The 25,040-nt window shown below is 32.7% G+C and carries 21 protein-coding genes and 1 other annotated feature; of the genes, 4 read left to right on the forward strand and 17 right to left on the reverse strand.

Features of this window, described 5'->3' with window-relative positions:
- The first annotated feature begins 184 nt into the window (after positions 1 to 184).
- The gene (locus tag BR77_RS05290; protein WP_016356380.1) at positions 185 to 1,249 is read left to right on the forward strand and encodes a sensor histidine kinase; all 1,065 of its coding nucleotides are present in this window, start codon (positions 185 to 187) and stop codon (positions 1,247 to 1,249) included.
- Between the two features lie 60 nt (positions 1,250 to 1,309).
- Here BR77_RS05290 and nrdG read toward each other — a convergent pair whose 3' ends face one another.
- From nrdG to BR77_RS05315, 6 genes are all read right to left on the reverse strand, one after another.
- Positions 1,310 to 1,867: an anaerobic ribonucleoside-triphosphate reductase activating protein gene (nrdG, locus tag BR77_RS05295; RefSeq protein ID WP_010051861.1), complete on the reverse strand. Its 558-nt coding sequence runs from the start codon at positions 1,865 to 1,867 to the stop codon at positions 1,310 to 1,312.
- A gap of 16 nt (positions 1,868 to 1,883) precedes the next feature.
- Positions 1,884 to 4,076 carry an anaerobic ribonucleoside-triphosphate reductase gene (nrdD, locus tag BR77_RS05300; RefSeq protein WP_035064145.1) on the reverse strand — a complete coding sequence of 731 codons (2,193 nt, stop codon included), beginning with the start codon at positions 4,074 to 4,076 and terminating at the stop codon, positions 1,884 to 1,886.
- An 838-nt stretch (positions 4,077 to 4,914) separates the two neighbouring features.
- The gene (locus tag BR77_RS05305; RefSeq protein ID WP_015075967.1) at positions 4,915 to 5,421 is read right to left on the reverse strand and encodes an alpha/beta fold hydrolase; all 507 of its coding nucleotides are present in this window, start codon (positions 5,419 to 5,421) and stop codon (positions 4,915 to 4,917) included.
- A gap of 12 nt (positions 5,422 to 5,433) precedes the next feature.
- A complete protein-coding gene (locus tag BR77_RS19315) occupies positions 5,434 to 5,562 on the reverse strand; it encodes a hypothetical protein (protein ID WP_015075966.1) in 129 nt (42 codons plus the stop codon).
- Between the two features lie 152 nt (positions 5,563 to 5,714).
- Positions 5,715 to 6,389, reverse strand: a complete 675-nt coding sequence (locus tag BR77_RS05310) for a DUF6037 family protein (protein ID WP_015075965.1) — start codon at positions 6,387 to 6,389, stop codon at positions 5,715 to 5,717.
- A gap of 61 nt (positions 6,390 to 6,450) precedes the next feature.
- Entirely contained in the window at positions 6,451 to 9,954 is a 3,504-nt protein-coding gene (locus BR77_RS05315; RefSeq protein ID WP_035064148.1) for a hypothetical protein, read from the reverse strand.
- Between the two features lie 1,122 nt (positions 9,955 to 11,076).
- Between BR77_RS05315 and BR77_RS19390 the strand changes: the two genes are divergently transcribed.
- The 3 genes from BR77_RS19390 to BR77_RS19400 all read left to right on the forward strand — a co-directional run bounded on the left by BR77_RS19390 (position 11,077) and on the right by BR77_RS19400 (position 12,230).
- On the forward strand, positions 11,077 to 11,400 hold the full coding sequence (locus BR77_RS19390) for an Arm DNA-binding domain-containing protein (protein WP_015075960.1): 324 nt from the start codon (positions 11,077 to 11,079) through the stop codon (positions 11,398 to 11,400).
- Positions 11,334 to 11,516, forward strand: a complete 183-nt coding sequence (locus tag BR77_RS19395; protein ID WP_231857798.1) for a tyrosine-type recombinase/integrase — start codon at positions 11,334 to 11,336, stop codon at positions 11,514 to 11,516. Before BR77_RS19390 ends, BR77_RS19395 begins: the two co-directional genes overlap by 67 nt.
- A gap of 411 nt (positions 11,517 to 11,927) precedes the next feature.
- Positions 11,928 to 12,230, forward strand: a complete 303-nt coding sequence (locus BR77_RS19400) for a tyrosine-type recombinase/integrase (protein WP_015075958.1) — start codon at positions 11,928 to 11,930, stop codon at positions 12,228 to 12,230.
- A gap of 32 nt (positions 12,231 to 12,262) precedes the next feature.
- Here the strand turns inward: BR77_RS19400 and rplT are convergent, their stop codons facing one another.
- The 11 genes from rplT to polA form a co-directional block, all read right to left on the reverse strand.
- Complete coding sequence (gene rplT, locus BR77_RS05335; protein WP_015075957.1) at positions 12,263 to 12,622, reverse strand: 50S ribosomal protein L20; 360 nt, start codon at positions 12,620 to 12,622, stop codon at positions 12,263 to 12,265.
- A 114-nt stretch (positions 12,623 to 12,736) separates the two neighbouring features.
- Positions 12,737 to 12,937: a 50S ribosomal protein L35 gene (gene rpmI, locus BR77_RS05340; protein ID WP_010051858.1), complete on the reverse strand. Its 201-nt coding sequence runs from the start codon at positions 12,935 to 12,937 to the stop codon at positions 12,737 to 12,739.
- 30 nt (positions 12,938 to 12,967) lie between these two features.
- A complete protein-coding gene (gene infC / locus BR77_RS05345) occupies positions 12,968 to 13,489 on the reverse strand; it encodes a translation initiation factor IF-3 (protein ID WP_029451331.1) in 522 nt (173 codons plus the stop codon).
- 246 nt (positions 13,490 to 13,735) lie between these two features.
- Positions 13,736 to 15,166: a polysaccharide deacetylase family protein gene (locus BR77_RS05350; RefSeq protein ID WP_016356375.1), complete on the reverse strand. Its 1,431-nt coding sequence runs from the start codon at positions 15,164 to 15,166 to the stop codon at positions 13,736 to 13,738.
- 167 nt (positions 15,167 to 15,333) lie between these two features.
- On the reverse strand, positions 15,334 to 17,271 hold the full coding sequence (gene thrS, locus BR77_RS05355; protein WP_015075952.1) for a threonine--tRNA ligase: 1,938 nt from the start codon (positions 17,269 to 17,271) through the stop codon (positions 15,334 to 15,336).
- A 97-nt stretch (positions 17,272 to 17,368) separates the two neighbouring features.
- Positions 17,369 to 17,597 (reverse strand) — a binding site (T-box leader).
- 95 nt (positions 17,598 to 17,692) lie between these two features.
- Positions 17,693 to 18,619 carry a primosomal protein DnaI gene (dnaI, locus tag BR77_RS05360; RefSeq protein ID WP_015075951.1) on the reverse strand — a complete coding sequence of 309 codons (927 nt, stop codon included), beginning with the start codon at positions 18,617 to 18,619 and terminating at the stop codon, positions 17,693 to 17,695.
- Entirely contained in the window at positions 18,619 to 20,079 is a 1,461-nt protein-coding gene (locus tag BR77_RS05365) for a replication initiation and membrane attachment family protein (protein WP_016356374.1), read from the reverse strand. Before BR77_RS05365 ends, dnaI begins: the two co-directional genes overlap by 1 nt.
- 23 nt (positions 20,080 to 20,102) lie before the next feature.
- Positions 20,103 to 20,561: a transcriptional regulator NrdR gene (gene nrdR / locus BR77_RS05370; RefSeq protein ID WP_010051851.1), complete on the reverse strand. Its 459-nt coding sequence runs from the start codon at positions 20,559 to 20,561 to the stop codon at positions 20,103 to 20,105.
- Positions 20,562 to 20,808: 247 nt separating this feature from the next.
- Positions 20,809 to 21,423: a dephospho-CoA kinase gene (gene coaE, locus BR77_RS05375; RefSeq protein ID WP_016356373.1), complete on the reverse strand. Its 615-nt coding sequence runs from the start codon at positions 21,421 to 21,423 to the stop codon at positions 20,809 to 20,811.
- A 19-nt stretch (positions 21,424 to 21,442) separates the two neighbouring features.
- On the reverse strand, positions 21,443 to 22,297 hold the full coding sequence (gene mutM, locus BR77_RS05380) for a DNA-formamidopyrimidine glycosylase (protein ID WP_015075946.1): 855 nt from the start codon (positions 22,295 to 22,297) through the stop codon (positions 21,443 to 21,445).
- Positions 22,298 to 22,373: 76 nt separating this feature from the next.
- On the reverse strand, positions 22,374 to 25,034 hold the full coding sequence (gene polA, locus BR77_RS05385) for a DNA polymerase I (RefSeq protein WP_016356372.1): 2,661 nt from the start codon (positions 25,032 to 25,034) through the stop codon (positions 22,374 to 22,376).
- Between the last annotated feature and the right edge of the window lie 6 nt (positions 25,035 to 25,040).

A 25,040-nucleotide genomic window follows, 5' to 3' on the forward strand; every position in this document is an offset into this window, starting at 1 on the left:
TCCTATTTTTCTGCCAGGCCTAAACGGCTCCACAAACTTTTAATTTGGCTAGTTCTTATGAACCAGTCCTTCGGAAAAAAGATAAATGGTAAAAATGACAAAAAGCGTCATTCCTCCCATTTCCTATTTTTCTGCCAGGCCTAAACGGCTCCACAAACTTTTAATACAAAGAGAGGGAAACATAATGAATGGATTTAAGTTTTTAAAGGATCAGTGGATTTTAATTGTCTTTTGGTTTATCGGCTTAGGTATTTTAAATTTAGTTTTAATCCTGGATCCAAATCAAACATTCAATATAGATAATCTTATTTACGTTTCACTTCTATTAACTGTTTTCTTTTTATTTTTATTAGCTGGACTCTATGTTTATTATTCTAAATGGTACCGTGAAATTGAAGAAAAACGCGACACTGGAGAAGATGGATTACTTTCATTCTTAGATGGAGCGATGAATGAGGAACAGCATTTTATTCAAGATTATATTAATGATATTCTTGTCCTACATCAAAAAGAAATCAACCGTCTCAATAAAGCTCAGCAAGATCAAAAAGATTTTGTAGATAGTTGGGTTCATGAAATCAAGGTTCCGCTAGCTGGAACAAAACTAATTATTGAAAGCTTAGAGGACGATATTCCAGAAAGAAAATTGTATCAACTGGAAAATGAATTAAAAAAAATGAATCATTACGTTGAACAAGTACTCTATTTTTCGCGAATTGATAGCTTTTCACGCGACTATTTGCTACAAGAATATAGTTTGGAAAAAATAATTAATACCGTTATTCGTGATAATGCTTTATATTTCATTCAAAACCATTTAACCTTAGAATTTGATGCGGAAGATCAAAAAGTCTTAACCGATGAAAAATGGCTGATTTTTATCGTTGAACAAATTCTTTCAAATAGTATTAAATACACCCCTGTTGGTGGAACAATCACAATTGGTCTTTCTAAAAACAACTTAGGTGCCTGGTTAACTATTACCGATACGGGTATTGGAATTCCTTTGGAAGATCAACGAAGAATTTTTGATAAAGGTTTCACTGGCTATAATGGTCGGGTTGATACAAGCCATCATTCTACTGGATTAGGGCTTTATCTAGCTAAAAATTTAAGTGAAAAATTAGGTCATCGTCTCTTTGTTGAATCAACTGTTGGAGAAGGAACAACGTTCAAAATTCTATTCCCATTTCTAACTTACTTCAATGATGAGTCTGAAGAAAGTCAATTTATTCCAACTAAACCATAAATAAAAAAAGATATGAAGCTGAGTAAAATCTAGCTTCATATCTTTTTTTAAACATCGCTATTAAAGAGCAGGATTCCATAAAACAACTTTTTCAGTTGCTAATGATTTTTGGACATCAATAATTCTCTGATTAGAGCTTCCTCTAAATTGCAAAGTTAAGTCCTTCTTTGCAAGCTCAAAACGCCCATCTACCACAATATCAATTAGCCCAAGTAATTCTAATTTATCTGGTGTTTCTACCATCAACTCTTCCCAAAGGTAGCCTGTCCATGACCAAATATCTTTCGTATTTCCATATTCTTGACGAATCCTTTTGGCTAAACCGATTGTGACTTCTGTATTTAAAAAAGGTTCTCCACCCAGTAAAGTTAGGCCTTGCACATAAGAATGGCTTAAATCTTCAATAATCTGGTTTTCTAATTCTACTGTATACTCAATTCCATAGTTAAAAGACTGAGCGACTTTATTGTAGCAGCCCTCACAAGCAAACAAACAGCCACTAACATAGAGACTACATCTCACCCCTTCACCATCAACAAAATTAAATGGCTTGTAATCGGCAATTTTTTGTTTTGAAAGCTTTTCTGACTGCCATTCTTGCGGTTTTGGATTACGCATAGCTGATCTCACCTATCTATTTCATATGTTTGACACGAGACGATATTTCTTTATGACGACCATGTACCATTGGTCTAGCTTGTGGATTACCTAAATAGCCGCACGTACGTTTTACAACGTCACAAGTTTTAGGATCATGATTGCCACACTGAGGACACTCAAAGCCACGTTCTGTAGGCTCGAAATCTCCATCAAAATCACATTTATAACAATGATCAATTGGTGTATTCGTTCCTAAATAGCCAATTTTATCATAAGCGAAATCCCAAACTGATTCCAAAGCTTTTGGATTTTGACGCATATTAGGATACTCACAGTAATGAATAAATCCACCACTAGCAAATTGCGGATAGTCTTTTTCAAACTCAAGTTTCTCAAAAGGTGTCGGATTTTTTCGAACATCATAATGGTAACTATTCGTATAGTACTCTTTATCTGTAATGTCTTTAACTAATCCAAATTTTTCTGTATCTAAGCGACAAAAACGATCAGTTAAACTTTCACTTGGTGTCCCATAGACACTAAAATGATAATCATATTTATTTGACCAAGCATCTGTTTGCTTTTTCATAGTTTCGAGAATCGCTAAGGTAAATTCTTTCGCTTCTTGATTCTGCTCCCATGTATCACCGTAAAAAGCTGTTGCAACTTCATACAGACCGATATAGCCTAATGAAACGGTCGCTCTGCGGTTTTTAAAGAGTTCATTAACTGACTCTGTTTTATTTAATCGTTTACCAAAAGCACCATGCATATATAAAATAGGGGCATTACTTGGCGTCGCTTCTTTAACCCGTTCTACACGATAAACTAGTCCATCTTTACAGATGTCTAAACGCTCGTTTAATAGGCTCCAAAAGCGTTCTTTATCTCCATTAGCTTCCATGGCTATTCTAGGTAAATTCAATGTTAAAACACCTAAATTCATTCGACCAGAACTGACATCAACACCATTTTCATCTTGCCATCCTTGTAAAAATGAACGACAACCCATCGGCGTTTTAAAACTTCCTGTCAACTCAACAAGTTTGTCATACATTAATACATCTGGATACATTCTTTTTGTTGCACATTCTAGTGCTAATTTTTTCAAATCATAATTTGGATCAGTTTCGTTTAAATTCACTCCGCGCTTCAATGTGAAAATAAGCTTAGGAAAAATAGCAGTCCGTTGTTCTTTTCCAATTCCTTTTATGCGTACTTTTAAAATCGCTTGTTGAATTTCACGCTCAATCCAGCTCGTTCCCAAACCAAATCCTAATGATGTAAAAGGTGTTTGTCCTTGCGAAGAATAAAGTGTGTTTATTTCATACTCTAGACTTTGCATCGCATCATAAATGTCTTTATCTGTTTTTTCTTTAGCAAAAGCCAATTGGCGTTCTTCGCCGTCAATCCATTCTTTTGCAGTTGCTAAATGTTTTTTATAATTTAACTCTGCAAATGGCGCTAAAACTTCATCAATTCGATCTGCACTGCAACCACCATATTGGCTTGAAGCTACATTGGCAATAATTTGTGCCATTTGAGCGGCAGCTGTTTGAATAGATTTAGGGCTTTCTACTTCTGCATTTCCAATTTTAAAGCCTTCGGTTAACATCGTTTTAAAATCAATTAAACAACAATTTGTCATCGGTGAATAGGGCTGATAATCTAAGTCATGATAATGAATCTCACCTTTTTGATGTGCATTGGCAACATGAGGAGGCAACATTTTCAACCCCATTGATTTCCCAACAATTCCTGCTGTCAAATCACGTTGAGTATTAAAAACTTCGCTATCTTTATTGGCATTTTCATTAACAACTGAGCGATCTTTATTAATTAATTTTTCAATTGTGAAGTTGATATCTGTTGACTGAGCGCGTTCAAAATCGCGAGTAGCTCGATAATTAATATAGCGATCTGCAAGCTCCACTTTCTTTTCACTTAAAAGAATATGTTCGACAATATTTTGAATTTCATAAATTTTGATATCTGTTGTAAAACGAGCAAGAATTTCTTGGTTAATTTTATCCATGATTTCTTTAATTTCATTTTCTGTTTGTATAGCCGTACCTACATTCACTTCTTTTTCTGCTTTCATTAAGGCTTCATAAATTTTTTTATCATCAAAACGAACGGAACGTCCATCCCTTTTAACAACCAACAAGTTCAATACTTTACTAGCATCTTCATCACTAACCAATTTATCACTAGTCAACTCAACCATTAAAACTCCACTCCTTTATCTTATCTCTTAATTATTCTATCCTATTTCCATTTATTTTACAAACTATATATAGTGATATTTTATTGTTTATCCACTATTGACAACTACATATGGTATGATGTTTTCTATTCATAAATTTTTTTTGTTGATTTACGTTAAAATAAAGAGCCCTATTCGTTTCTACATTCGATCTGTAAAAACTCGTTAAAACTAAAAAACAAATGTTAAATCGCTTCTAAATGCTTTTTAATTTTTTCACAAAGTAACCAATACTCTTTTTCTACGAAAAGCTTTAGATAGCTTGTTTTCATTTTCTTTCAGATTTAATAATAAAGTAGCATGATTTATGCTGTTTTATAAAAAATAAAAAGACTCAGCGATTTTCATCTTAGTTAGAATCATTTATCTTCATTCAACTAGTATTTATCCGCTATATAAAATTGAAAAAAAAGTAAATAGTTGAATAAAAAAATCCCTACTCAAAAATGAGTAGGGATTAGTAATACTAAATTATTTACCTAAAGCTGTTTTAGCTTGTTCAGTTGAGATGTAGGATATCATTTTTAATAATATGATTTAAAAATCGTATTCTAATAAGAAATATAACTATACTCACTTCAACTAACATCAATAAATTTCATATTAAACTGGGTCATTTTCTGGGTCAATTTATAAATCCACCAAATAAACATCTGGGTCAAAAAATTGTGGGGCATATAGGAAAGGAAACTAACGTCTCAACAATTTTTATATACAATCATTTTCATTCAACTAGTATTTAATATCTATTTCAGAAATTGTCATAACGAAAAGTCTTTGCTGTTGCGGAGGCTTTTTATTAATACACAAATTTAATTAATGCTTCAAAATATACTTGTGATTCTTCCAACATTGGATTGTGACCACTTTTAGCAAACTTCACTATCTTGATGTCATTTTCTTTCGCTATATCATTCCACAGATTTGTTGGAGCCTCTAAGTAATCGTAATCACTTAATAATAAGATTACTGGCTTTTTCCAGTTGCGTAAGAAACTTTCTGTGTCAAATATAGCAAAGGCTTCTCCCCATAAATGGTCAAGAGCTGGCATGTTATTTGCCACACCATCCCATAAATAGGCTCCATTAAATTGATAGTCATAAAAACTATAGGTTTGCATGCGTATGTTCGTATGACTAAAACGGTTGTTTGGATCTGCTTCGATATCACTTGCTAACTTGGCAATCTCTTCATAGAAGTAGTTTTTACGACTCACACCAGCCGTAGTTTCAAAAAAATCGACACTGGCATCTTGACGTTCTTGTGTACTTGATGGCGCTAAGTTAGATAGGATAATTCCTTCCACATGTTCACCGTATTATTCTGCATATGCCATTGCCATAAACCCATGACCTGAATGTCCTAAAACATACATTGATTCAATTCCTAACTGTTGGCGTATCAGCTCAATATCTTCCACCACTTCAACTAAACTTATAACCAGCAAACGAAGATTTCATTAGGAAGAATTGGTAAATGTAAGTAAATATGCGCAACAATGAGTAAATCATTAGTAATCTGATAGAGAAAGTTTAATCATAGTTAACTATGGAGTTAAATAAAATAACATGCGTATACAATTTAAATGAACTATCAATTCTATTTATTCTGATAATTAAGAAAGCCATATTCTGAGTTATTCTCTATAAAGCGACGTAATATCTCCCAGTCATCTTTTTCATCTTCAATATTTTTAGAATAGTTAAAACTAATTTCTTTATGTTCCCCAACAATAACATACAATTTCTCTTTTAACTGTCTTGATTTTTCATCGTTATAATCTGTTCTTTTTTTCCGATCTCCATCTTTTTTTATTCCGTTCAATTTTAGACCAATACAATATCTTTTATTTGGATCAGTAGGATCATTCGAAATCAGTGTGTGTACAGATACCCGTTCAATGACAGGGGCTAAATTAGGTTGAAAATTTGGAGGAACAAATGAATCTGTGTCCGATATGAAGTCTGCTTTTAGCTCCATGAAATGATCCCCACTATAGGAAGTTTCAATCTCAAAAAAATTATAAAATGCCGAAATATTAGGAGAAATACCCATATCTGTCCAGCTTGGATAAACAACTAAACAATTATCCAAATCCTGATTTTTATACACATAAATCTTTGCAATTGCATACTTATTTTTCTTCAAATCACTTTCGACAATACTCAAAATACCAATACATTCAAAGTTTTTATATCTAAATTCAAATCCACTGAAAGTTCTCTCACTCCATTTCATTTCAGAGATATGCTTTTTTAAGTTTTCCCATACCATACAAATCAACTCCAATCTCTCAATTTATATTAACTAAACTAGATTTTTTTAGTTTCTTACCTTAATTAAAGTAAGTCTGCTCAAATTCATTAAAACCAATTACTTCAAATGGGTATTCTTTAAAAAAGGAACGAATATTTTTATTAGATAAAAAATATTTTTTAACTACGAAATCTTCCTCAAAACCTAAATTATTCATTATTTGATTAACATGTTCCTGGAAATAATGTACTCTTCTCACAAATTTTTTTGCCTTAGCTTTTTTATTTAAAAAATACTTTCCTTGATCTCCTAACGAATCCTTCATTGTCTGACTTAAACGCATATATTTAACCTCAAATAGAAGGATTTCTTTTTTTTCTTTATTTATTACAATAAGGTCATAATCCCCAAGATCATGTGGATGATTTCCTTTTGGATCCAATTTATATAATTCTTTATCGGGATAAACATCATAAATAGGTTCTTCAAATAATGCAGCTAAATCCATTACTATTTTATGCTCGTAATGTTCTTTCCACTTATCAACGGCTTTTGTTGTCTTTTCTAACCCTATATTGTAAGGTAAGATGAAACTCATCATCCCCTGAAACCAACTTTTTTTTAGTTCATACAAAGAAATAGGCGAAAAAATTAAATTGTTATCAATAAGTAATACTGGTTGAGCTGATAACTTGTTTTTTCTTTTTTTCTTTTCCCAAACTGGAATTGCACCACTACTATCTGAAATTTGATTGACATTTATTGTTATAAAAGCGAGTACCTTAAAGAATTCTTCTATAGGTAATTCTGTTTCTAGTACAAAAAGATTGGCAATAATATTGATTGGTGTTTCAACAATACTATTTGTAACTTGAACTTCTTCTTGCTGTGTAATATCAGTGATGTATCCATTAGAATAAAGTAGTGTTAACGTCGTAGATAAAGATTTAAAAGATATTTGAGTTTCAAATTGAAATGCATTATCGACTAACTCAAGCATCTCTTTATCAATTTCATTATCTCTATATGAATAATCGCCATAGACATATCTCAATTTTTTAAATAATTCTGCATCTTTCATATATTTATCAGTCTCTTCGATTTCAAGGACATGGTCTTCTCTAATTTCTAATTTATTCCATCCACTCGCTCCATAACTTACAGAATCAGACATTGTTTGAAAATCTAATATCCATTTCGAATATGCAATTAATTCGTCCAGGTCTTGGTTGGTTATAATTCGATTCGTTTTTATTCGGTCACAGATCAAATTCTCTTCTATTAAATACTCAAGGACTTGCCTATATGTTTTTGATTCCTCTCTTAACTTAATTGCCTGCGTCCTAAATTCATTTAAAGAATCTTCACGCAAATAATCAACCATCTGAAACTCCTTAATTCTTTCCTGATGAATATTAATTTGGAAGAGTATTGTAGAATATATATTTAACAGTTCTTTATGCAAATCGATTTTATCAAAAAACTCAATTTTTTTTATTAAATCATTACGAATTTCATTTCTAAAACGTCTTATAACTCCCAAAATTTCAGACTCTTCGTACTCTTTAGTCTCCAACTCCATTTTTTCTATTATTTTAGACATTACTTTCCTAACATTTTTAAAAGCAGATGCCTTAGGTGAGTCAAAATTTAAATGTGGCTCAATATAATAAGGAATTTCAATTTGACTAATCGATGATGTTCTCTGCTCATTATTACTTTTTTTAATCTCTTTTTCTAAAATCTTTTCATCACTAAAATTTCCACCCTCTAAAAAGCTGAATATTAACTCATTTTCAAAAGATTTTTCTTTTGAAGTAATATTATCATTTACAATTTTCTCCCAATTTGGTTTTACTAATAATATTTGGCTATTATCATCTGAATTTATAATAAGCTTTTTACAATATTTAGATTCTATATTTGGTAACTTTGTCGCATTTTTCTTCAAGACTCTTTCTGAAACTAGTTTAATCTCTAATACATTTTTCCTATATAAGGAAAGAATCAATTCTTTATTTTCATCTAGTTCATTTATAATAATTTCATGGAAAGATGTAATTGTTTCGACAGTTTTATCATCCATATCTTCTATAATAAAGTAAAGTTCTTGATATACTAATGATTTATCCTTTGCCATAAAAATATCAGCTGATCCTGTTCCATCTTTAGCATTTAATGATAAATCTGATTTTGTTTCGGTCACAAAATTCCAATGATGAATTTTTGAAAAACCAATTCCAGCATCATAAGGATAATACTTCATATCGTGGCTAAAAAATTCTATAGTTTTGTCGACAGATTGATAAGGTGGCACTACAATCATAGCATCTAATGATCCTTCAATAATTACTTTATTCATATCCTGCCATATCTGAAAATAGGATGTTATTCCTGAAGCATTCATAATTTTTTCTGAACGTGCTTTATCATTTGAGAATTTTATAAATTCAGCGATTTCATTTATGTGAGATGCAAAATTAATTATGCCCATTAGCCCTCTCATATCAATATAGACTTCATCAGTTTCAGCAAACATCATCATTTTAGATACATTGGGTGAGATATCAACATCTTCAACTTTCTGAATAATCAAGCTCATCTCTGATTCAAAACTCACTTCCATTAAATCTCCGTTAGCAGAAAATCCTGCAAGAGTATAGCTTTCATCTCTAATTCCAAGTTTTAGTAACTCTAGTAACTCTTCATTTAAATCATCTGGTACAAAAATGACAACATCGCTTACATCACAAATCATAAAAGAATTTTTAATTACAGTCTCTAAATTTGTTTCTTTTTCAATAAGTATTATCGAAAAAATAGCTTGTATTTCCCTGGAAGGTATAGGTAAAAAATTATCTCTCACCTGATTAATTATAGCACTCCAAGCTGAGTCTTTTAAGTGTTCTGCCTTTAATAGTTGTTCAATTTTTTCTAAAAAACTTTCTTTTATTACCGGCAAAAAAATTGGATATCCATTCTTCTTTGTAAAAAAATTATATAATTCAAGATTGGAACTCTTAAAATCTTGAAAGAATAATTTTAATTTTGGGTTCATTAAAGACTCATAACTCTCGAATACGTTTTCAAAATACTCTTTCGGGGGACATTCAAATTCTGAAGAATGAGAAAACTCACCAACATACAATTTAGAAAGAATAAAATCTTCATATGACAAGATTTCTTGCCACATTGATTTTAAATATTCATCATCTTGCACTATACTCTCTATAAAAAAGCATGCTTCATAAATATCTTCCGATCCGTTACCAATAAAAATTTTTTTGAAACTACCCTCCGAATAAAACTTTACTTCTCCTGTGTCACTAGCAAATTCTTCAGGATAACCATAAAAACCTTTCAAGTGGGGAATTAAACCTTGAAACATTTTTTTGAAGTCTTCATAGGTCAATATTTCAATAATTCCGCATTTATCTTCAATTTCAATAAAACTTTTATTCAAGTTATCTACTATACCAATATAATTTCTGTTCGAAATCCATGATGTTATTGAGTAGATTGATTTAGCTAAAGATATTGAATCAAATTTTTTTAAATAAGATTTTAGTTTTGAATTATCCATTTTCTGTCTCCTTTTTAATATGCTCTATTCATCAATAAATTCTCTTGCTTTTAATATAATTATGTTAGTAACTTTTTTAGTTTCCAACCTTCTATTTCAATTAAACATCATATTATTTTCAGTAACTTGAATCTACTCATTATATCTTTAACTATTACTAGATTACATCAAAAAAAGCTAAGAATGCTTATAAAAAAGCATTCCTATCTTCTCTTTTATTATTATCCAACCGAGCCCTCCAGTAGAAATTATAAATGACATCGTCTACAAATGACTGTCAAACTAAGAATTTTAATGGGGGTTAAAAAATTCACATCAGTAGATTTCAGCAACTATTTAACAAATGGCATTCAAAAATATTACTTTGTGGGGCACATAAGAAAGAAAATTATACTTTCCTAAATGTAATATCGTTCTTAAAAAAGTTTTTTCTTTACTTAGTTTAGCCTACAATTAAATATATTCCCAATACAATTAATACTACTGACAATAAAATGCTGAAAAAAAAAGCATATTTGTTTTGCATATTCAAATTGTTACCCATGTTTGAATTTTTAGATACTAGAATTCTGGGGTCATCTAAAAAGTATCTATTATTCTTTTTTTTGTTTTTTATCATTGACGGAACATTCGATATAGGAAAAACTAACAAAATAATACCTAAAATGATAGCTGTCATTACTTTCACCTCAAATCCTTTATATTCCCTAAAAATCCATTTACATTTTCCTAATAAGCTATAAGTTTCAAATCATGCTAAAGTATTTTTTCAAACACCACTTATAAATAAATGGTTTGTTACAAACACAATACTATATCAACTGTTAACCACGCATAACTATTATATCTTATTCATATTCAAAATTATATACTTTTTTAGTACGACAAATCTCATCACATTAGTATTTATTTTAATGAAAAAGAGAATACTGTTTTAAAACCTTCTTTCTTTGAATCCATTCCATTTGATGAAATTGATTCCTTAGTCAAAAAAATTGATTATATTAAAACCAACCAAGATTTACTTTAATTTCCTTTCCTATGTGCCCCACACATAAAGGGGAATAAATTAATGAACTATTCAATAAAAAAATATACTAAAAAAATGGTACTACTGCATACATGTTTAAAAAATATTTAGGAGTAGATCCATTAACTGGTAAACAAAAAGAAACCACTCGTCGTGGCTTCAAAACAATAAAGGAAGCAAAAATTGCGCTCTCACGCTTAGAAGTTGAAATACAAGAAAATGGAATACAATCAAAACCTAAAAAAAGAAAATACAAAGAGGTTTGTGATGAGTGGTTTGATGAAGTTTACAAACATCGTGTGAAAGAGAGTACTTTTTTTGGAATACTAAACTTATATTTAAAAAACATATCCTACCTAAACTTGGTAATTTTTTCATTCAAAATATCTCTACTAATCATTGTCAAAAATTTGTAAATGAATGGGCGATTGAAAGTAATAAACGATATGATAGATACATTAATTATGCGGGAATGATTTTTAAATATGCTATTTCTATTGATCAGTTAAAAAAATCCGATGGAAAAAATTAATATTCCTATTTCTAAAAATAGCAATAGCTCTTTTCGAAAATATTATGAGCGCGATGAACTCATTGATTTTCTACATAGGATGGAAAATCAATTTCCTATTGTAAGATACACATTTTTTCACTACTAGCATATACCGGATTACGAAAAGGCGAAGCATTAGCTCTTCAATGGGCAGATATAAATCTTGTAGGTAAGAAGATTACTATCAACAAAACTCTAACTAGTGGAAAACATGGAGAGTTGCTTATCCAAACTCCTAAAACAAAAGCCAGCAATAGAACTATTAGTGTCGATCAGCATACAGTTGATTTATTAAAGAATTGACGAACAGCTCAATGCCCAGAACTGAAATTACTTGATATACCGATTGAACCAACTCAACTTATCTTCACAAAATTTGATAATCATTTGATGTATCCTAGAACACCACTATCTTGGTTAGATAGCTTCTACATTAAAAATCCTAATATGTTTAGAATTTCTCCTCATGGATTTAGACATACTCATGCCTCACTTTTATTTGCTGGTGGAGCAACGATGAAGCAAGCTCAAAGTCATTTAGGACATTCGACTATTAAAACTACTATGAACGTTTATACTCATGTTACAAAGGAAGATGAAGAGGAAACAGCTGACATCTTTGCAGCTTTTATGGAGCAAGGTAAATCTCTGGGTCAAAATCTGGGTCAAAAAAATCCCCACTCAAATGAGTAGGGATAAACGTTGCTATATCAATGTTTTTAAGACTATTTATTTAAAGCTGTTTTAGCTTGTTCAGCAAGAGCTGTGAAAGCAGCTGCATCATGAACAGCGATATCAGCTAGCATTTTGCGGTTGATATCAATCTCAGCTAATTTTAAACCGTGCATTAATACACTGTAGCTCATGTTATTCATACGAGCTGCTGCGTTGATACGTGCAATCCATAATTTACGGAAATCACGTTTCTTTTGACGACGATCTCTGTAAGCATATTGATAAGATTTCATCACTTGTTGATTTGCTACTTTAAATAATTTACTTTTAGCTCCATAATAACCTTTCGATAATTTTAGAACTTTCTTGCGGCGCTTGCGGGTAACTGTTCCACCTTTTACACGTGGCATAGTAATTTCCTCCTTATAAGAACTAACGATTTAATCGAAAGTCTATCCAATAATTTTTTAGTTGCTAGTTTGATTGAAACCAATCCTAATCTAGCTCAGTTAAGCAATAATAGCTTATTTCATTTGTGATAATTGTTGACGAATACGTTTGAAATCGCCTTTTGATACCATACCAGCTTTACGTAATTTACGTTTTTGTTTTTGTGATTTGTTTGCAAACATATGGCTTGTGAAAGCATGATGACGTTTTAATCCGCCACCACCAGTTCTTTTAAAACGTTTAGCAGAACCACGGTGTGTTTTTTGTTTTGGCATTTGTATTTCCTCCTTAAAAATCCATCGATATTACTTATCGTTCTTTGGTGCTAAAAGCATGAACATACTACGTCCATCCATTTTAGGTTTTGATTCAACTGTTGCAAGATCTTCAGTTTCATCAGCTAATCGAGTTAAAACTTTATGTCCAATCTCTTTATGAGTAATGGCACGACCTTTAAATCGGATCGAAGCTTTAACTTTATCTCCCTTTTCAAGGAATTTACGAGCATTACGTAATTTAGTATTAAAGTCATTTACATCAATTGTAGGACTCAAACGTACTTCTTTTACATTAATGATCTTTTGGTTTTTACGGGCTTCGCGTTCTTTTTTCTGTTGTTCAAAACGGAATTTACCGTAATCCATGACACGAGCAACTGGTGGTTTTGCAGTTGGTGCAACTAAAACTAAATCTAAGTTAGCTGCTTCAGCAATTTGTAGAGCTTCACTTTTAGTTTTCACTCCAAGTTGTTCTCCATCGCTGCCAATTAAACGTAACTCACGTGCACGAATGCCGTCATTTACCATCATATCTTTTGCTATGGTCATTCACCTCCATTAAATTCGAGAGAAAGTACAGCAGAAAAATAGACGAGTTCGACTGAACCCGCCTATAAATATCCGAACATATGCATAAAGCATAAGAATTCTTCGTTTATATTATCTAGCCCAGCGACTCTAACGTCAACTTAGGCGAGAAGCGGGTGCTTCTGCTTTGTTTTCTCAACTTTTAAATCATACCATCATTTTGTAAACATGTCAATTGTTTCATATGCTTTTTTATTATATTTTTCTCTAACGAACACTTCCGCGACTATAATACTGTAACCCTGGTTGCATTGGGGTTCCAAATAATTCACTAATCGTCACAAATTTATATCCCTGTGCCGTTAAATCTTTCAAAATACGTTCAAGTCCATCAGCTGTCGTTGGATGAATATCATGCATTAAAACAATAGAGCCATTTTGGGCATTCTTCATTGTTTCTTGATAAACTGCCGTACCATTTTTACTCTTCCAATCCATTGTATCTACTGACCATTCAATAATTGGCATTTTAACATCACTGGCTAAAGCATTTGTGATTGCTCCATAAGGTGGACGCAATAGGTTTGTCGTATAACCAGTTAACTCTTGAATCGTTTGATTTGTTTGATTGACTTGATTTAATGCTTTCTCTTTAGGTAATGCAGTTAAATCAGGGTGACTCCAACTATGATTTCCGATTTCGTGTCCTGCATTTATTTCTTGTACAACCAAATTCGGATAAGCTGCTGCATTTTTCCCTAGTACAAAAAAGGTTGCACGTGCATTATATTTTGCTAGTAAATCTAAAACTCTTGGCGTTACAGCAGGATCGGGACCATCATCAAAAGTCAGCGCGATGACTTTTCCTGATGATGGAAGTTTAGCTTGTTGACTCTCAATAATTCTTTGTCTTTCTTCTGCTGCTTTTCTTTCAGCTTCTTTTTGAGCGCGAATGGCTTCTTCTTGTTTGACTTCTTCTGCTACTTGTTGATTTAAAGCCTCGGTCATATACTCAGCTTTTAATTGTCGACGCAATTGATTTTTAGCAAAACCAACTATTTCAATACCTTGCTCAGTTGGAAATTGAAAAATAAGTTCATTATTTGATAATCCATAATGGGTTGTATTTTCAAATCCTACCTCATTCACTTGTTTCATAATTTCCATCTTCTGTTGATCAGATAATCCGACAGATTCTTCTACTTTTTTAGTTAATTTCGTTTTTATTTCTTGGTATCCAGTTTCTTCATCATTAAATAGTTCATGAAGCATCAATGGATTTCCTGTTTTGGTAGAAATTGTCGTTACATCTGCTTTTCGTTGTACGGTTTCAAGTTCTTGATTGACTTTTAAACTCTTAACAATCTTTTTTTCTTCGATTTTATACGTAATGCTTCCTGTATTTGTTGTATCTTTTGTATAATTCAATAAGAATGCAGTCATTCTTGGTAAATAATTTTTTAATCGTGTTTCACTTTTCAAGTCAACTAATCGTCTATTTAAATAATCATTTAGTTGTTTTTCAGCTGTAGTATCCGTTGTTTGTGGTTCCAAAAAAAAGGCCCCAACTTCTGGGTATGTAATTTTTTTATATTTATTTTTTTCTACTGCAGTACTATTACTGATTAATCCTAAAAAAATAACTCCTCCAACAATACAACTAACTGCTATCTTTGCTAAACTATTTTTCATTTTCATATGGTTCCACTCCAACTCATAATAGACTTCCAACAGAAATAATTGTAACATATATGTAACTTTTTTAATATACCTAATTATTAATAAAAGTATTAAGATTTTATATAATTTTAATCAAAGAAGCACTCAAGCAAATTATTTATGCTCAAGTGCTCTTCTTATTTATTTTATTTACTAAAGTTTTTAATTTCAGCAACAACTGAATCTAAGAACATGCTAAAATCTTCTGTTGTTGTTGTTTTTTCACCATACTTACGAATTGTTACAGAAGCTTCCTCAACTTCATTATCCCCTACAACTAATTGATAAGGAATTTTTTGCATTTGAGAAGCACGGATTTTATATCCCATTTTCTCATTGCGATCATCCACTTCAACACGCATTCCCATAGCTGTCATACGCTCTTTCAATTGATACGCATAGTCTGCATGTAAATCCATATTTACAGGAATAATTGTTGCTTGCATTGGTGCTAACCATGTTGGAAATGCACCTTTGTATTCTTCAGTCAAGTATGCAACAAAACGTTCCATAGTCGAAACAATACCACGATGAATAACAACTGGGCGATGAGTATTTTCACCATCTTCACCTACATAAGTTAAATCAAAACGTTCTGGCAATAAGAAATCCAATTGAATAGTTGATAAAGTTTCTTCAATTCCTAATGCTGTTTTCACTTGAACATCGACTTTAGGTCCGTAAAAGGCTGCTTCACCAGTTGCTTCAAAATAATCAAGTCCTAGTTCGTCCATTGCTGATTTCAACATAGCTTCAGCTTTTTCCCACATTGCATCATCATCAAAATATTTATCTGTATTTTCTGGATCACGATAACTTAAGCGGAAACGATAATCAGTAATATCGAAATCATCATAAACAGCTAACATTAATTCCATTGTACGTTTAAATTCATCTAGAATTTGATCTGGACGAACAAAAGTATGTCCATCATTTAATGTCATTTCACGTACACGTTGCAATCCCGATAGTGCGCCACTCTTTTCATAACGATGCATCATACCTAATTCAGCGATTCGAATTGGTAATTCACGATAACTATGAATATCATTTTTATAAACCATCATATGGTGTGGGCAATTCATTGGACGTAAGACAAGCATTTCACCGTCTCCCATATCCATTGGTGGGAACATATCTTCATGATAATGATCCCAGTGTCCTGAAGTTTTATAAAATTCAACATTGGCCATAATTGGTGTGTACACATGTTGGTAGCCTAAACTAACTTCACGATCAACAATATAGCGCTCAATCACACGACGGATAGTTGCTCCATTTGGTAACCAGAAAGGTAAGCCTGATCCAACATCTGAAGAAGTCATAAATAAATCTAATTCTTTTCCTAGTTTACGATGGTCACGTAATTTAGCTTCTTCTCGCATTTGTAAAAATTCTTTTAAGTCTTTTTTATCAAAGAAAGCTGTTCCGTAGATTCTTTGCATCATTTTATTATTTGAATTTCCACGCCAATAGGCTCCAGCTAAAGATAGTAATTTAAAGACTTGAATACGACCAGTTGTTGGCACATGTACGCCACGACATAAATCAACAAAATCACCTTGGTCATAAACGGTAATCGCTTCGTCTTCAGGTAAGGCTGTAATTAATTCTACTTTATAAGGATCTGATTTAAATAACTCTAACGCTTCTTCACGAGTTACTTCTTTTCGAACAATCGGATTGTTTTCTTTGACGATTTTCATCATCTCAGCTTCTATTTTTGGTAAGTCTTCTTCTGTAATTGGAGCCTCAGTATCTGTGTCATAATAGAAGCCATTATCAATTGCTGGACCTACACCAAAATGAATATCTGGGTATAAACGACGTAACGCATTAGCCATCAAATGTGCTGATGAATGACGTAAAATTTGCAAAGCATCTTCATGATCTGGTGTAATAATTTCTAGAGAACCATCAACTTCTAAAGGACGAACTAAATCAACTAATTCTCCGTTGAATTTACCTGCTAAAGCTTTTTTAGCAAGGCTATTACTAATGCCTTTTGCCACTTCTAATGTTGAAGAACCAGCAGGATACTCTTTTACTGCTCCATCAGGAAAGGTAATTTTTATTTCTGACATGTTTTATTCCTCCATTTGTAGTTATTATTTACGGATTAATCAATGCGGGGTATTTTTCCGAAAAAAAAGTCCCTTTCACAAGTCAATAATAACCTGTAAAAGGGACGAATAATTCGTGGTTCCACCCAGCTTTCAAGTTTAATAGGATTAAACTTGCTTTAGGCTTAATAACGCTAGCTAAACGACCAACTGCTAGTTAGAAAGTTACTTCGTTCACAGTGGCACTTGAAAGTGGTAAAAACTAGCTCTTACTTAGGATATTTTCAGCAAACAATCCCTCTCTAAAAATAGAGTTCTAATTTTTTTATCTTCCTCATTGATTTAATCTATTGATACTATTAAACCATTTTTTTAGGGAAATTTCAAGTAAGAGTCAATCAAATCATCAAGTTCTTCTCAATTTTACTAAAAAACTGAGATACTAATAGTTGCGTCGATTCTTACCTGTCATGTTAATTTCCTTAGCTAAATAACGAATTCTCTCCATAATTCGCTTCGCTTTTAAGGGCTCATCTTCGCCTCGTTGACTAGTGCGTAAATGTTCATTTTCCAGCTGTTTCATATCAAAATTAGAAGAGAAGAAAGTCGGTAATTGTTCTTGCATCCGATATTGTAAAATGACACCTAGAACATCATCACGAATCCAACTTGACATTGAATCAGCTCCAATATCGTCCAACATTAAAATAGCTGATTTTTTAATTGTATCTAATTTTTCAGACATATTATTTTTCCCAATGGATTGTTTCATCTCCACTGCAAATGAAGGAAAATGAAGCAATGTTGTTGTATAGCCATTTTTAGCTAAATCATGAGCGATTGCACCTAATAAATAGGTTTTTCCGACTCCGAATGAACCTTGTAAATACAAGGCTTTGTGGAACTGTTTTGGTTCTTTTAAAAATGAATCAATAAAATCAAGCGCTTCTGATAAAGCTTCACGTCGATCATCCGTTAATTGGAATTTATCGAGAGTTGCTGTTCGAACATCTTTAGGCATATCCATTGAATTCACACGACGTCTAATTTCATATTCTTTTTGTTTCGCAATTAATTCTGATGTAGGTACATAGGTAACATCAATAACATGAAAGTTCATAAATAATGTTGGGCGATAGCCAGGAGCTAACATTCCTTGATTTTTCTCAAACTTACGCTTTTCTTGCACAAATTCATATAGTTTAGCATAGCTTTTTTCAATTCGTTCATCCGTTAATTTTTCACGGTTTTCTTCGATAAATTTAGCCACATCTGGATCTTTTAAAACTTCTTGAATCAGCTGTTCATATTGTGAAGTAAGTTTTCTATCTTTAATTATCTTCGTTAGGCCTTTTCCCATATCTTCCATTACTGGTCACCTTCTTTCCCTAAATTTTGAATACGAGCGATTCGATCCATAAAGGCTTTTTGATCTGCCTCACTCATCGGTTTCTCTTCTACTTCAGCCTGATTTTCTTTTGCCCATTCTGGCAATGTCTCTTGGCGATTACGTTGATTCCCTGCCGCTGAATTGTATTGATTATTACGAGGTTTTGAATATGAAGCTTGTTGCTCGGTTCTTTTTTGTTTTTTTATTTCATTTTCTCGGTAAAGTTCCTGCACTTTTCGAATGGCCTCTTCTGGTGATTTTACTTTTGATTGGCTCCAATCATTAGCAATACTATCAGCTAAATTTTGAGTTAAAGTTGGGTTACCGCGAATAACTAATACATAATGAATCAAAATATTAATCACAGACTTAGGTAAATTGGATTGTTTAATTAGATTTTCAACAGCCCACTCCTCTGTTCTGGCTACATATCCACCTTTTTGTTTTTTTATATTTTCAATAAAATCAAAAGGTGTAAATTCTTCACTGATTTCAATTAAGACAATATCTTCTTTAGAGAAACCCTGATGGCTTAAATCATTTTTTCTGAACTTTTGTTTATTTTGATTGCTAGTTGGATCTTCAACAATTCGTTCTTTTAGTTCAACAGGCTGTTGATTGGTTTGGTGGTAATTTGAGTAAACAACTTGTTTAAGTTTTTTTTCATCCACTTTACCTGAGTCAATATCACAGGCTTGTAAAACAAATTTTTGCATTTCCAATTCGTCAATGCCATACATTGTATGCAAAACTAAAATACTGTTCTCAATTTCTTTAGTAATTGAGGAGCGGTTAATATATTGCGTTGCTAAACCTTCATAGAAAAATTTAAATTCAAAGGTTTTATTATCTAGTTGAGTCGTTTCTACTGGACGTTCATTGCCAATTAAAGCTGTTGAATCTTTAAGTAATTCTTGATTTTCTGAGAATTTATTTTTATCAAAACTAAATACATCTAAAAAACCTTTTGTGACTTCAACATATTTTTCTGTGTCAATTTTGTTAATGCTATAACGTTGGCGTAAACTTTTGTATTTGCGCTTTCCAACCGTTTCTAGTAATAACAAACTCAACAAATCATCTTTAAAAAATTCTGCTGCGGTTAAGGGAGATTGCAATTCATAAATAAATTGTTTTTCGGGCTCTTGCTTCAAATAGGTTTTTAGTAGCCCCAAAGCTTCTAACTTAACTCTCGCTCGATACAATTCTGGAATACCACAATTTAAAATGGTCAATAATTCAGAATGTAAGATTCCCTCACTCCAATAACTTTCTTCACCAATTTCAGACCATAGGGTCATATACAAGCTGTATGCTGTCGCTCCCGTTAAAGGTTGGTATAAAAAGGTGAGAATTTTTTGATCCATATCTGAAAGCAAAGCATTTTGCCTCACTTCAAAGCCATCTTTAGGACTTAGATTCTTTAAAGGATAATTCAAAATGATTCACACCTTTCTCATTTTTATTTATCTTTATTTTTTAATTTTTGTAATTCTTTTAGGAAGAAATCCATATCTTTAAATTCGCGGTATACACTAGCAAATCGAATATAAGCAACTTCATCCACTTCTGCTAGACGTTCCATAATGTATTCACCAATTAGCGTAGTTGAAACTTCATTTTCACCTAGGCTACGAATTTTATTTTCAACTTCATCCACCATTCGTTCAACTTGATCCATTGCAACAGGACGCTTCTCACAAGAACGTATCAGCCCTCGAAGAATTTTTTCACGGTTGAACTCTTCTCTTGTACCATTTTTTTTCACAACTAACAATGGCGTTTGTTCTGTTCTTTCAAACGTAGTAAAGCGGAAGCTACAGGCTTCACACTCTCTTCTTCTTCTAATAGCACGTCCGTCATCTGCTGGACGACTATCTACAACTCTTGAACCATTATTTTGACAACGTGGACATTGCATATTCATCACCCTTTTTTTATCATTTCATTCATAGGTCTATTTATTTATCGGTTTAATTCATTCGTATGTTCTACTCTATTTATTCATAAAAAGACAGACTACTTCTATCTTAAATTTCTAGTTTCACATCATTATAACATAGCCGTCTACCCCCTGAAAAGGCTTATGGCAAATGTCTTTATCCGAATATCTATAATTTCCCACCTGTATTTTAAGGATGACTCCAAGAAAAAAACTTGTTTTCGGATTATGATTGATCCGGAAACAAGTTTTTTTCTTGGAGCCACTTTTCTACTTGCTGGCGAGTATCGACTAAACTCCCACTATTATCAATGACGCTATCTGCCCACTCTACTTTTTTAGCAATTGGAATCTGCGCCTCGATTCTTTGTAATGCTTCTGATTTACTTAACTGGTTTCGCGCCATTAAGCGTGTAATCTGAAGCTCATCAGGAATTGCGACGACCATAATTGAATCCATCATTTCCTGATAACCTCCAGCTTCATACAGTAAAGGGATATCCATGATAACCAATGGCGCACCACTAGCAATCACTTTATTTTTTTCCCTGTCAATCCAGGAACGAATATAAGGCTTTAATAACTCATTTAACTTTTTCCGCTTGGTTTCATTCGCAAAAACGATCGCACCTAAAGCTTCACGGTTTAATTGTCCATCATGTGTTAAAAGCTCTTGACCAAAATAATCCACTAATGCTTGTAAACCTGGCGCACCTACCTCAACAACTTCACGTGCTCCAATATCTGCATCAACCACTGGGAATCCCAAAGCTTTAAATATATTACTGACTGTTGATTTCCCTGTCGCAATGCTGCCTGTTAATCCTAGAATATAAGTCATGACTCATTCCTCATTCCATTTAGTGCTGTGGACGACTATTTCTTTCCGTCAAAGTTTGGCAATGACTACAGAAATGCGTGCCTCGTTGCGCCACTTTTATTTTTTGAATTGGTTGACCACAATTCACACAAGGTTCCCCAGTCTTTCCATAAACCAACAAATCCACTTGGAAACTTCCAGCCTCACCTAAAGCATTTTGATACGTTCGAATCGTCGTTCCACCAGCTTCAACAGCTCTACCAAGAACACCAATAATTGAGTGATGCAAATTCTTAATCTCTATGGACGTTAACGAATTAGCCGGTCTTAAGGGATGAATTTTCGCTTCAAATAAAGCTTCATCAACATAAATATTGCCTAATCCTACAACTATTTTTTGTTCTAGTAATAATGGTTTTATCGCTCTTGATTTACTTCCTATCGCTACACTAAATGGCTCTAATTTGAATAACTCTGGAATTGGTTCTGGACCTAAGCCTTTGATTCCTGGTGCTTCATGCTCTGTTCCAATTGGAACTAATGTCATTCGACCAAATTTCCTCACATCTAAATAACGTAAATCCCTCCCGTCAGTCAAATGAAAGACAACATGAGTATGTTTTTTTAATGGAGTTCCCGTTTTTTCAACTTCATACTTTCCTTCCATTCTTAAATGTGAAATCATTGCCCAATCGTCCATTAAAAAAATTAAATATTTGCCACGACGTTCAATTTTATGAATAGTTTGTCCTAATAAATCATTTCGAAAAGCTTCACTTGAAAAAGGTGCAGTAATAATACGATCCCAATAAACATCAACGTCTTGTATTGTTGCTCCTTCAACTAGATTAGTCAAACCTTTTCGAACAGTTTCAACTTCTGGTAATTCTGGCATTTCTTCAACCTCTTTCTACTAAATTTAAGCTATGGTCATTTAGTAGCCATAGCTTAAATCATTATCTACTTAGATATTATTTTGCATCGTACCAACTATCACCATAGCTGCTATCGACTTTTAAAGGTACATTTAATTTAACTGCTGATTCCATAACCTCAGGAACTAATTTTTCTAAAATAGCAATTTCTTCCTCAGGTGCCTCAAAAATCAATTCATCATGTACTTGTAGCAACATCTTTGTTTTTAAATTCTCGGCTTTTAAGCGACGATCCATTTGAATCATGGCAACTTTAATAATATCGGCAGCACTACCTTGAATCGGTGTATTCATCGCTGTTCTTTCAGCAAATGAGCGTAGATTAAAGTTGCGTGAATTAATATCTTTTAAGAAACGACGGCGATGGAATAAAGTTTCTACATAGCCTTTATCCTTAGCTTCTCGAACGATATCACTCATATATTGTTTTACTCCAGGATACTTTTCAAAATAAGTATCTATGAAGGTTTGTGCTTCTTTTCTGGTTATTCCAAGATTTTGCGATAAACCATAATCACTGATACCATAGACAATTCCAAAGTTCACGGCTTTTGCTTGACGGCGCATATTCCCAGTTACATCTTCAGCTTTTTCAATGCCAAAAACACGCATTGCTGTACTTGAGTGAATATCCTGACCTTCTAAAAAGGCTTCTTTCAAATGCTGATCATTTGAAATATCCGCTAAAACACGCAATTCAATTTGTGAATAATCACTAGCAAAGATCTTCCAGCCCTCATGACTTGGTACAAAAGCTTGACGAATTTTGCGACCTTCTTCTAAGCGAATCGGGATATTTTGTAAATTAGGATCAACAGAGCTTAGACGGCCCGTTTGAGTTAACGTTTGAACATATCTAGTATGAACTTTTCCTGTATTCCCGTTAATAACTTTTAATAATCCTTCAACATAGGTTGATTGGATTTTAGCAATTTGACGATAATGTAAAATATCATCTACAATCGGTGCTTGTGGGCGCAGTTGTTCTAAAACATCAACAGCCGTTGAATAACCCGTTTTTGTTTTCTTAATAACTGGTAACTGCATTTTTTCAAATAAAATCACACCTAATTGCTTAGGAGAATTAATATTAAATGTTTCTCCAGCTTCTTCGTAAATGCGATTTTCAATATCTGTTAAACGAATGGCAAACTCAGCTTTCATTTCTAGTAAACGATTCGCATTGACTTTAATTCCAGTCATTTCCATTTCAGCTAACACCATGGATAAAGGCAATTCCATCTCATAAAATAAAGCTGTTTGTTCGCTATCAATCAACTCTTGCTTTAATTTGATACTTAAGACTTCTATTGCTTTAATTTTTCGAGCAAGATGTTCATTCAAAACAGAAGCATCTTCTGGTATGGCAAGCTTAGCCCCTTTTCCATAAATGCTTTCATCTGCAGCAACTTCATAATAATCATGTTCCATAGCTACTTCGGCTAAATCTTTACTATTATCATTTGTATTTAGAATGTAAGATGCTAGTAGGACGTCAAAATCAACCCCTTCTAAGGTTGTATCGTAACGTTGTAAAGCCACAACTGTACGTTTTGCATCAAAAACTTGTTTTTTATTTTCTGGATCTTTGGCCCACTCTTGAAAAATAGGAGATGCCAAAGCTACGTCAGGTTCTGCAACATAAATCTTCTCACCATTACTCCAACTTAAACCAACAATCTCCGCAGTGTGATAATTATCCGTTAGCATTTCGACATATAATCCGCCGATTGGCCCAAACATATCCGCTTTTAATTCTGTAACAAATTCAAAAATAATTTCGGCTTTTTCAATTTTATTTTCTTCATCATACTCTGTTGTATCCAAATCTTTTAGGAATGACTTGAAATCCATTTCTTTATAAAACTCTATTAGCTTACCAACATCTTTGCCAGTGTAAAGCAATTCATCTACTTTTATTTCAAGTGGAGCATCGACCTCAATCGTTGCTAATTTTTTACTTAACAAAGCTTGTTCTTTATCGTTAATCAGATTTTCTTTACGTTTACTTGGCTTCATGCCATCTATATTTTCATAAACACCTTCAACAGAACCAAATTCATGTAACAGTTTTAAAGCTGTTTTTTCTCCAATATTTGTTACTCCTGGAATATTATCAGAAGAATCTCCAGCTAAACCTTTCATGTCAATAATTTGATGAGGTTCAATGCCATATTTTTCCATTAGATAGGCAGGTGTATTCTCTTCAATTTCACTAACACCTTTAATTGTAATATCTACTCGCACATTTTCTTTCGCTAACTGAGTTAAATCTCGGTCACCTGAAACTACAACAACATCAAATTCATTTGGATCAACAACAGTAGCTAATGTCCCAATAATATCATCCGCTTCATAATTATCTAACTCATAATGAGGAATCCCAAAACCTTCTAACAAGTCACGCAAATAAGGCATTTGTTCTTTAAATTCACCTGGCGTTTTTTGGCGACCATCTTTATAGGCATCGTAAAAAGCATTACGAAAAGTTGTTTTCCCAGCATCAAAAGCAACTAGAACATGAGTAGGTTGCTCTTTTTTCATTTCATTGTCTAACATACGATGAAAACTAAACAGCGCATTTGTGTGTAAACCATTTTTATTCATAAAACGATCTAATGAACCTGGAATTGCATAAAACGCTCGAAACGCAATACTACTACCATCAATTAATAGTAATTTATTTTTTTTTGTCATAATAAA

Origin of the sequence: Carnobacterium maltaromaticum DSM 20342, from assembly GCF_000744945.1 — a bacterium.
Taxonomy (GTDB): Bacteria; Bacillota; Bacilli; order Lactobacillales; family Carnobacteriaceae; genus Carnobacterium; species Carnobacterium maltaromaticum.

Coding starts and splice junctions, on each gene's coding strand:
- BR77_RS05315 (WP_035064148.1), bottom strand. CDS start 9,954: ATGGATAATTCAAAACTAAAATCTTATTTAAAAAAATTTGATTCAATA.
- infC (WP_029451331.1), bottom strand. CDS start 13,489: ATGACCATAGCAAAAGATATGATGGTAAATGACGGCATTCGTGCACGT.
- polA (WP_016356372.1), bottom strand. CDS start 25,034: ATGACAAAAAAAAATAAATTACTATTAATTGATGGTAGTAGTATTGCG.
- nrdR (WP_010051851.1), bottom strand. CDS start 20,561: ATGCAATGTCCACGTTGTCAAAATAATGGTTCAAGAGTTGTAGATAGT.
- coaE (WP_016356373.1), bottom strand. CDS start 21,423: ATGACTTATATTCTAGGATTAACAGGCAGCATTGCGACAGGGAAATCA.
- dnaI (WP_015075951.1), bottom strand. CDS start 18,619: ATGGAAGATATGGGAAAAGGCCTAACGAAGATAATTAAAGATAGAAAA.
- nrdD (WP_035064145.1), bottom strand. CDS start 4,076: ATGGTTGAGTTGACTAGTGATAAATTGGTTAGTGATGAAGATGCTAGT.
- BR77_RS05290 (WP_016356380.1), top strand. CDS start 185: ATGAATGGATTTAAGTTTTTAAAGGATCAGTGGATTTTAATTGTCTTT.
- rpmI (WP_010051858.1), bottom strand. CDS start 12,937: ATGCCAAAACAAAAAACACACCGTGGTTCTGCTAAACGTTTTAAAAGA.
- BR77_RS19390 (WP_015075960.1), top strand. CDS start 11,077: ATGTTTAAAAAATATTTAGGAGTAGATCCATTAACTGGTAAACAAAAA.
- BR77_RS05310 (WP_015075965.1), bottom strand. CDS start 6,389: ATGGTATGGGAAAACTTAAAAAAGCATATCTCTGAAATGAAATGGAGT.
- rplT (WP_015075957.1), bottom strand. CDS start 12,622: ATGCCACGTGTAAAAGGTGGAACAGTTACCCGCAAGCGCCGCAAGAAA.
- BR77_RS05350 (WP_016356375.1), bottom strand. CDS start 15,166: ATGAAAATGAAAAATAGTTTAGCAAAGATAGCAGTTAGTTGTATTGTT.
- nrdG (WP_010051861.1), bottom strand. CDS start 1,867: ATGCGTAATCCAAAACCGCAAGAATGGCAGTCAGAAAAGCTTTCAAAA.
- BR77_RS19400 (WP_015075958.1), top strand. CDS start 11,928: ATGTATCCTAGAACACCACTATCTTGGTTAGATAGCTTCTACATTAAA.
- mutM (WP_015075946.1), bottom strand. CDS start 22,297: ATGCCAGAATTACCAGAAGTTGAAACTGTTCGAAAAGGTTTGACTAAT.
- thrS (WP_015075952.1), bottom strand. CDS start 17,271: ATGTCAGAAATAAAAATTACCTTTCCTGATGGAGCAGTAAAAGAGTAT.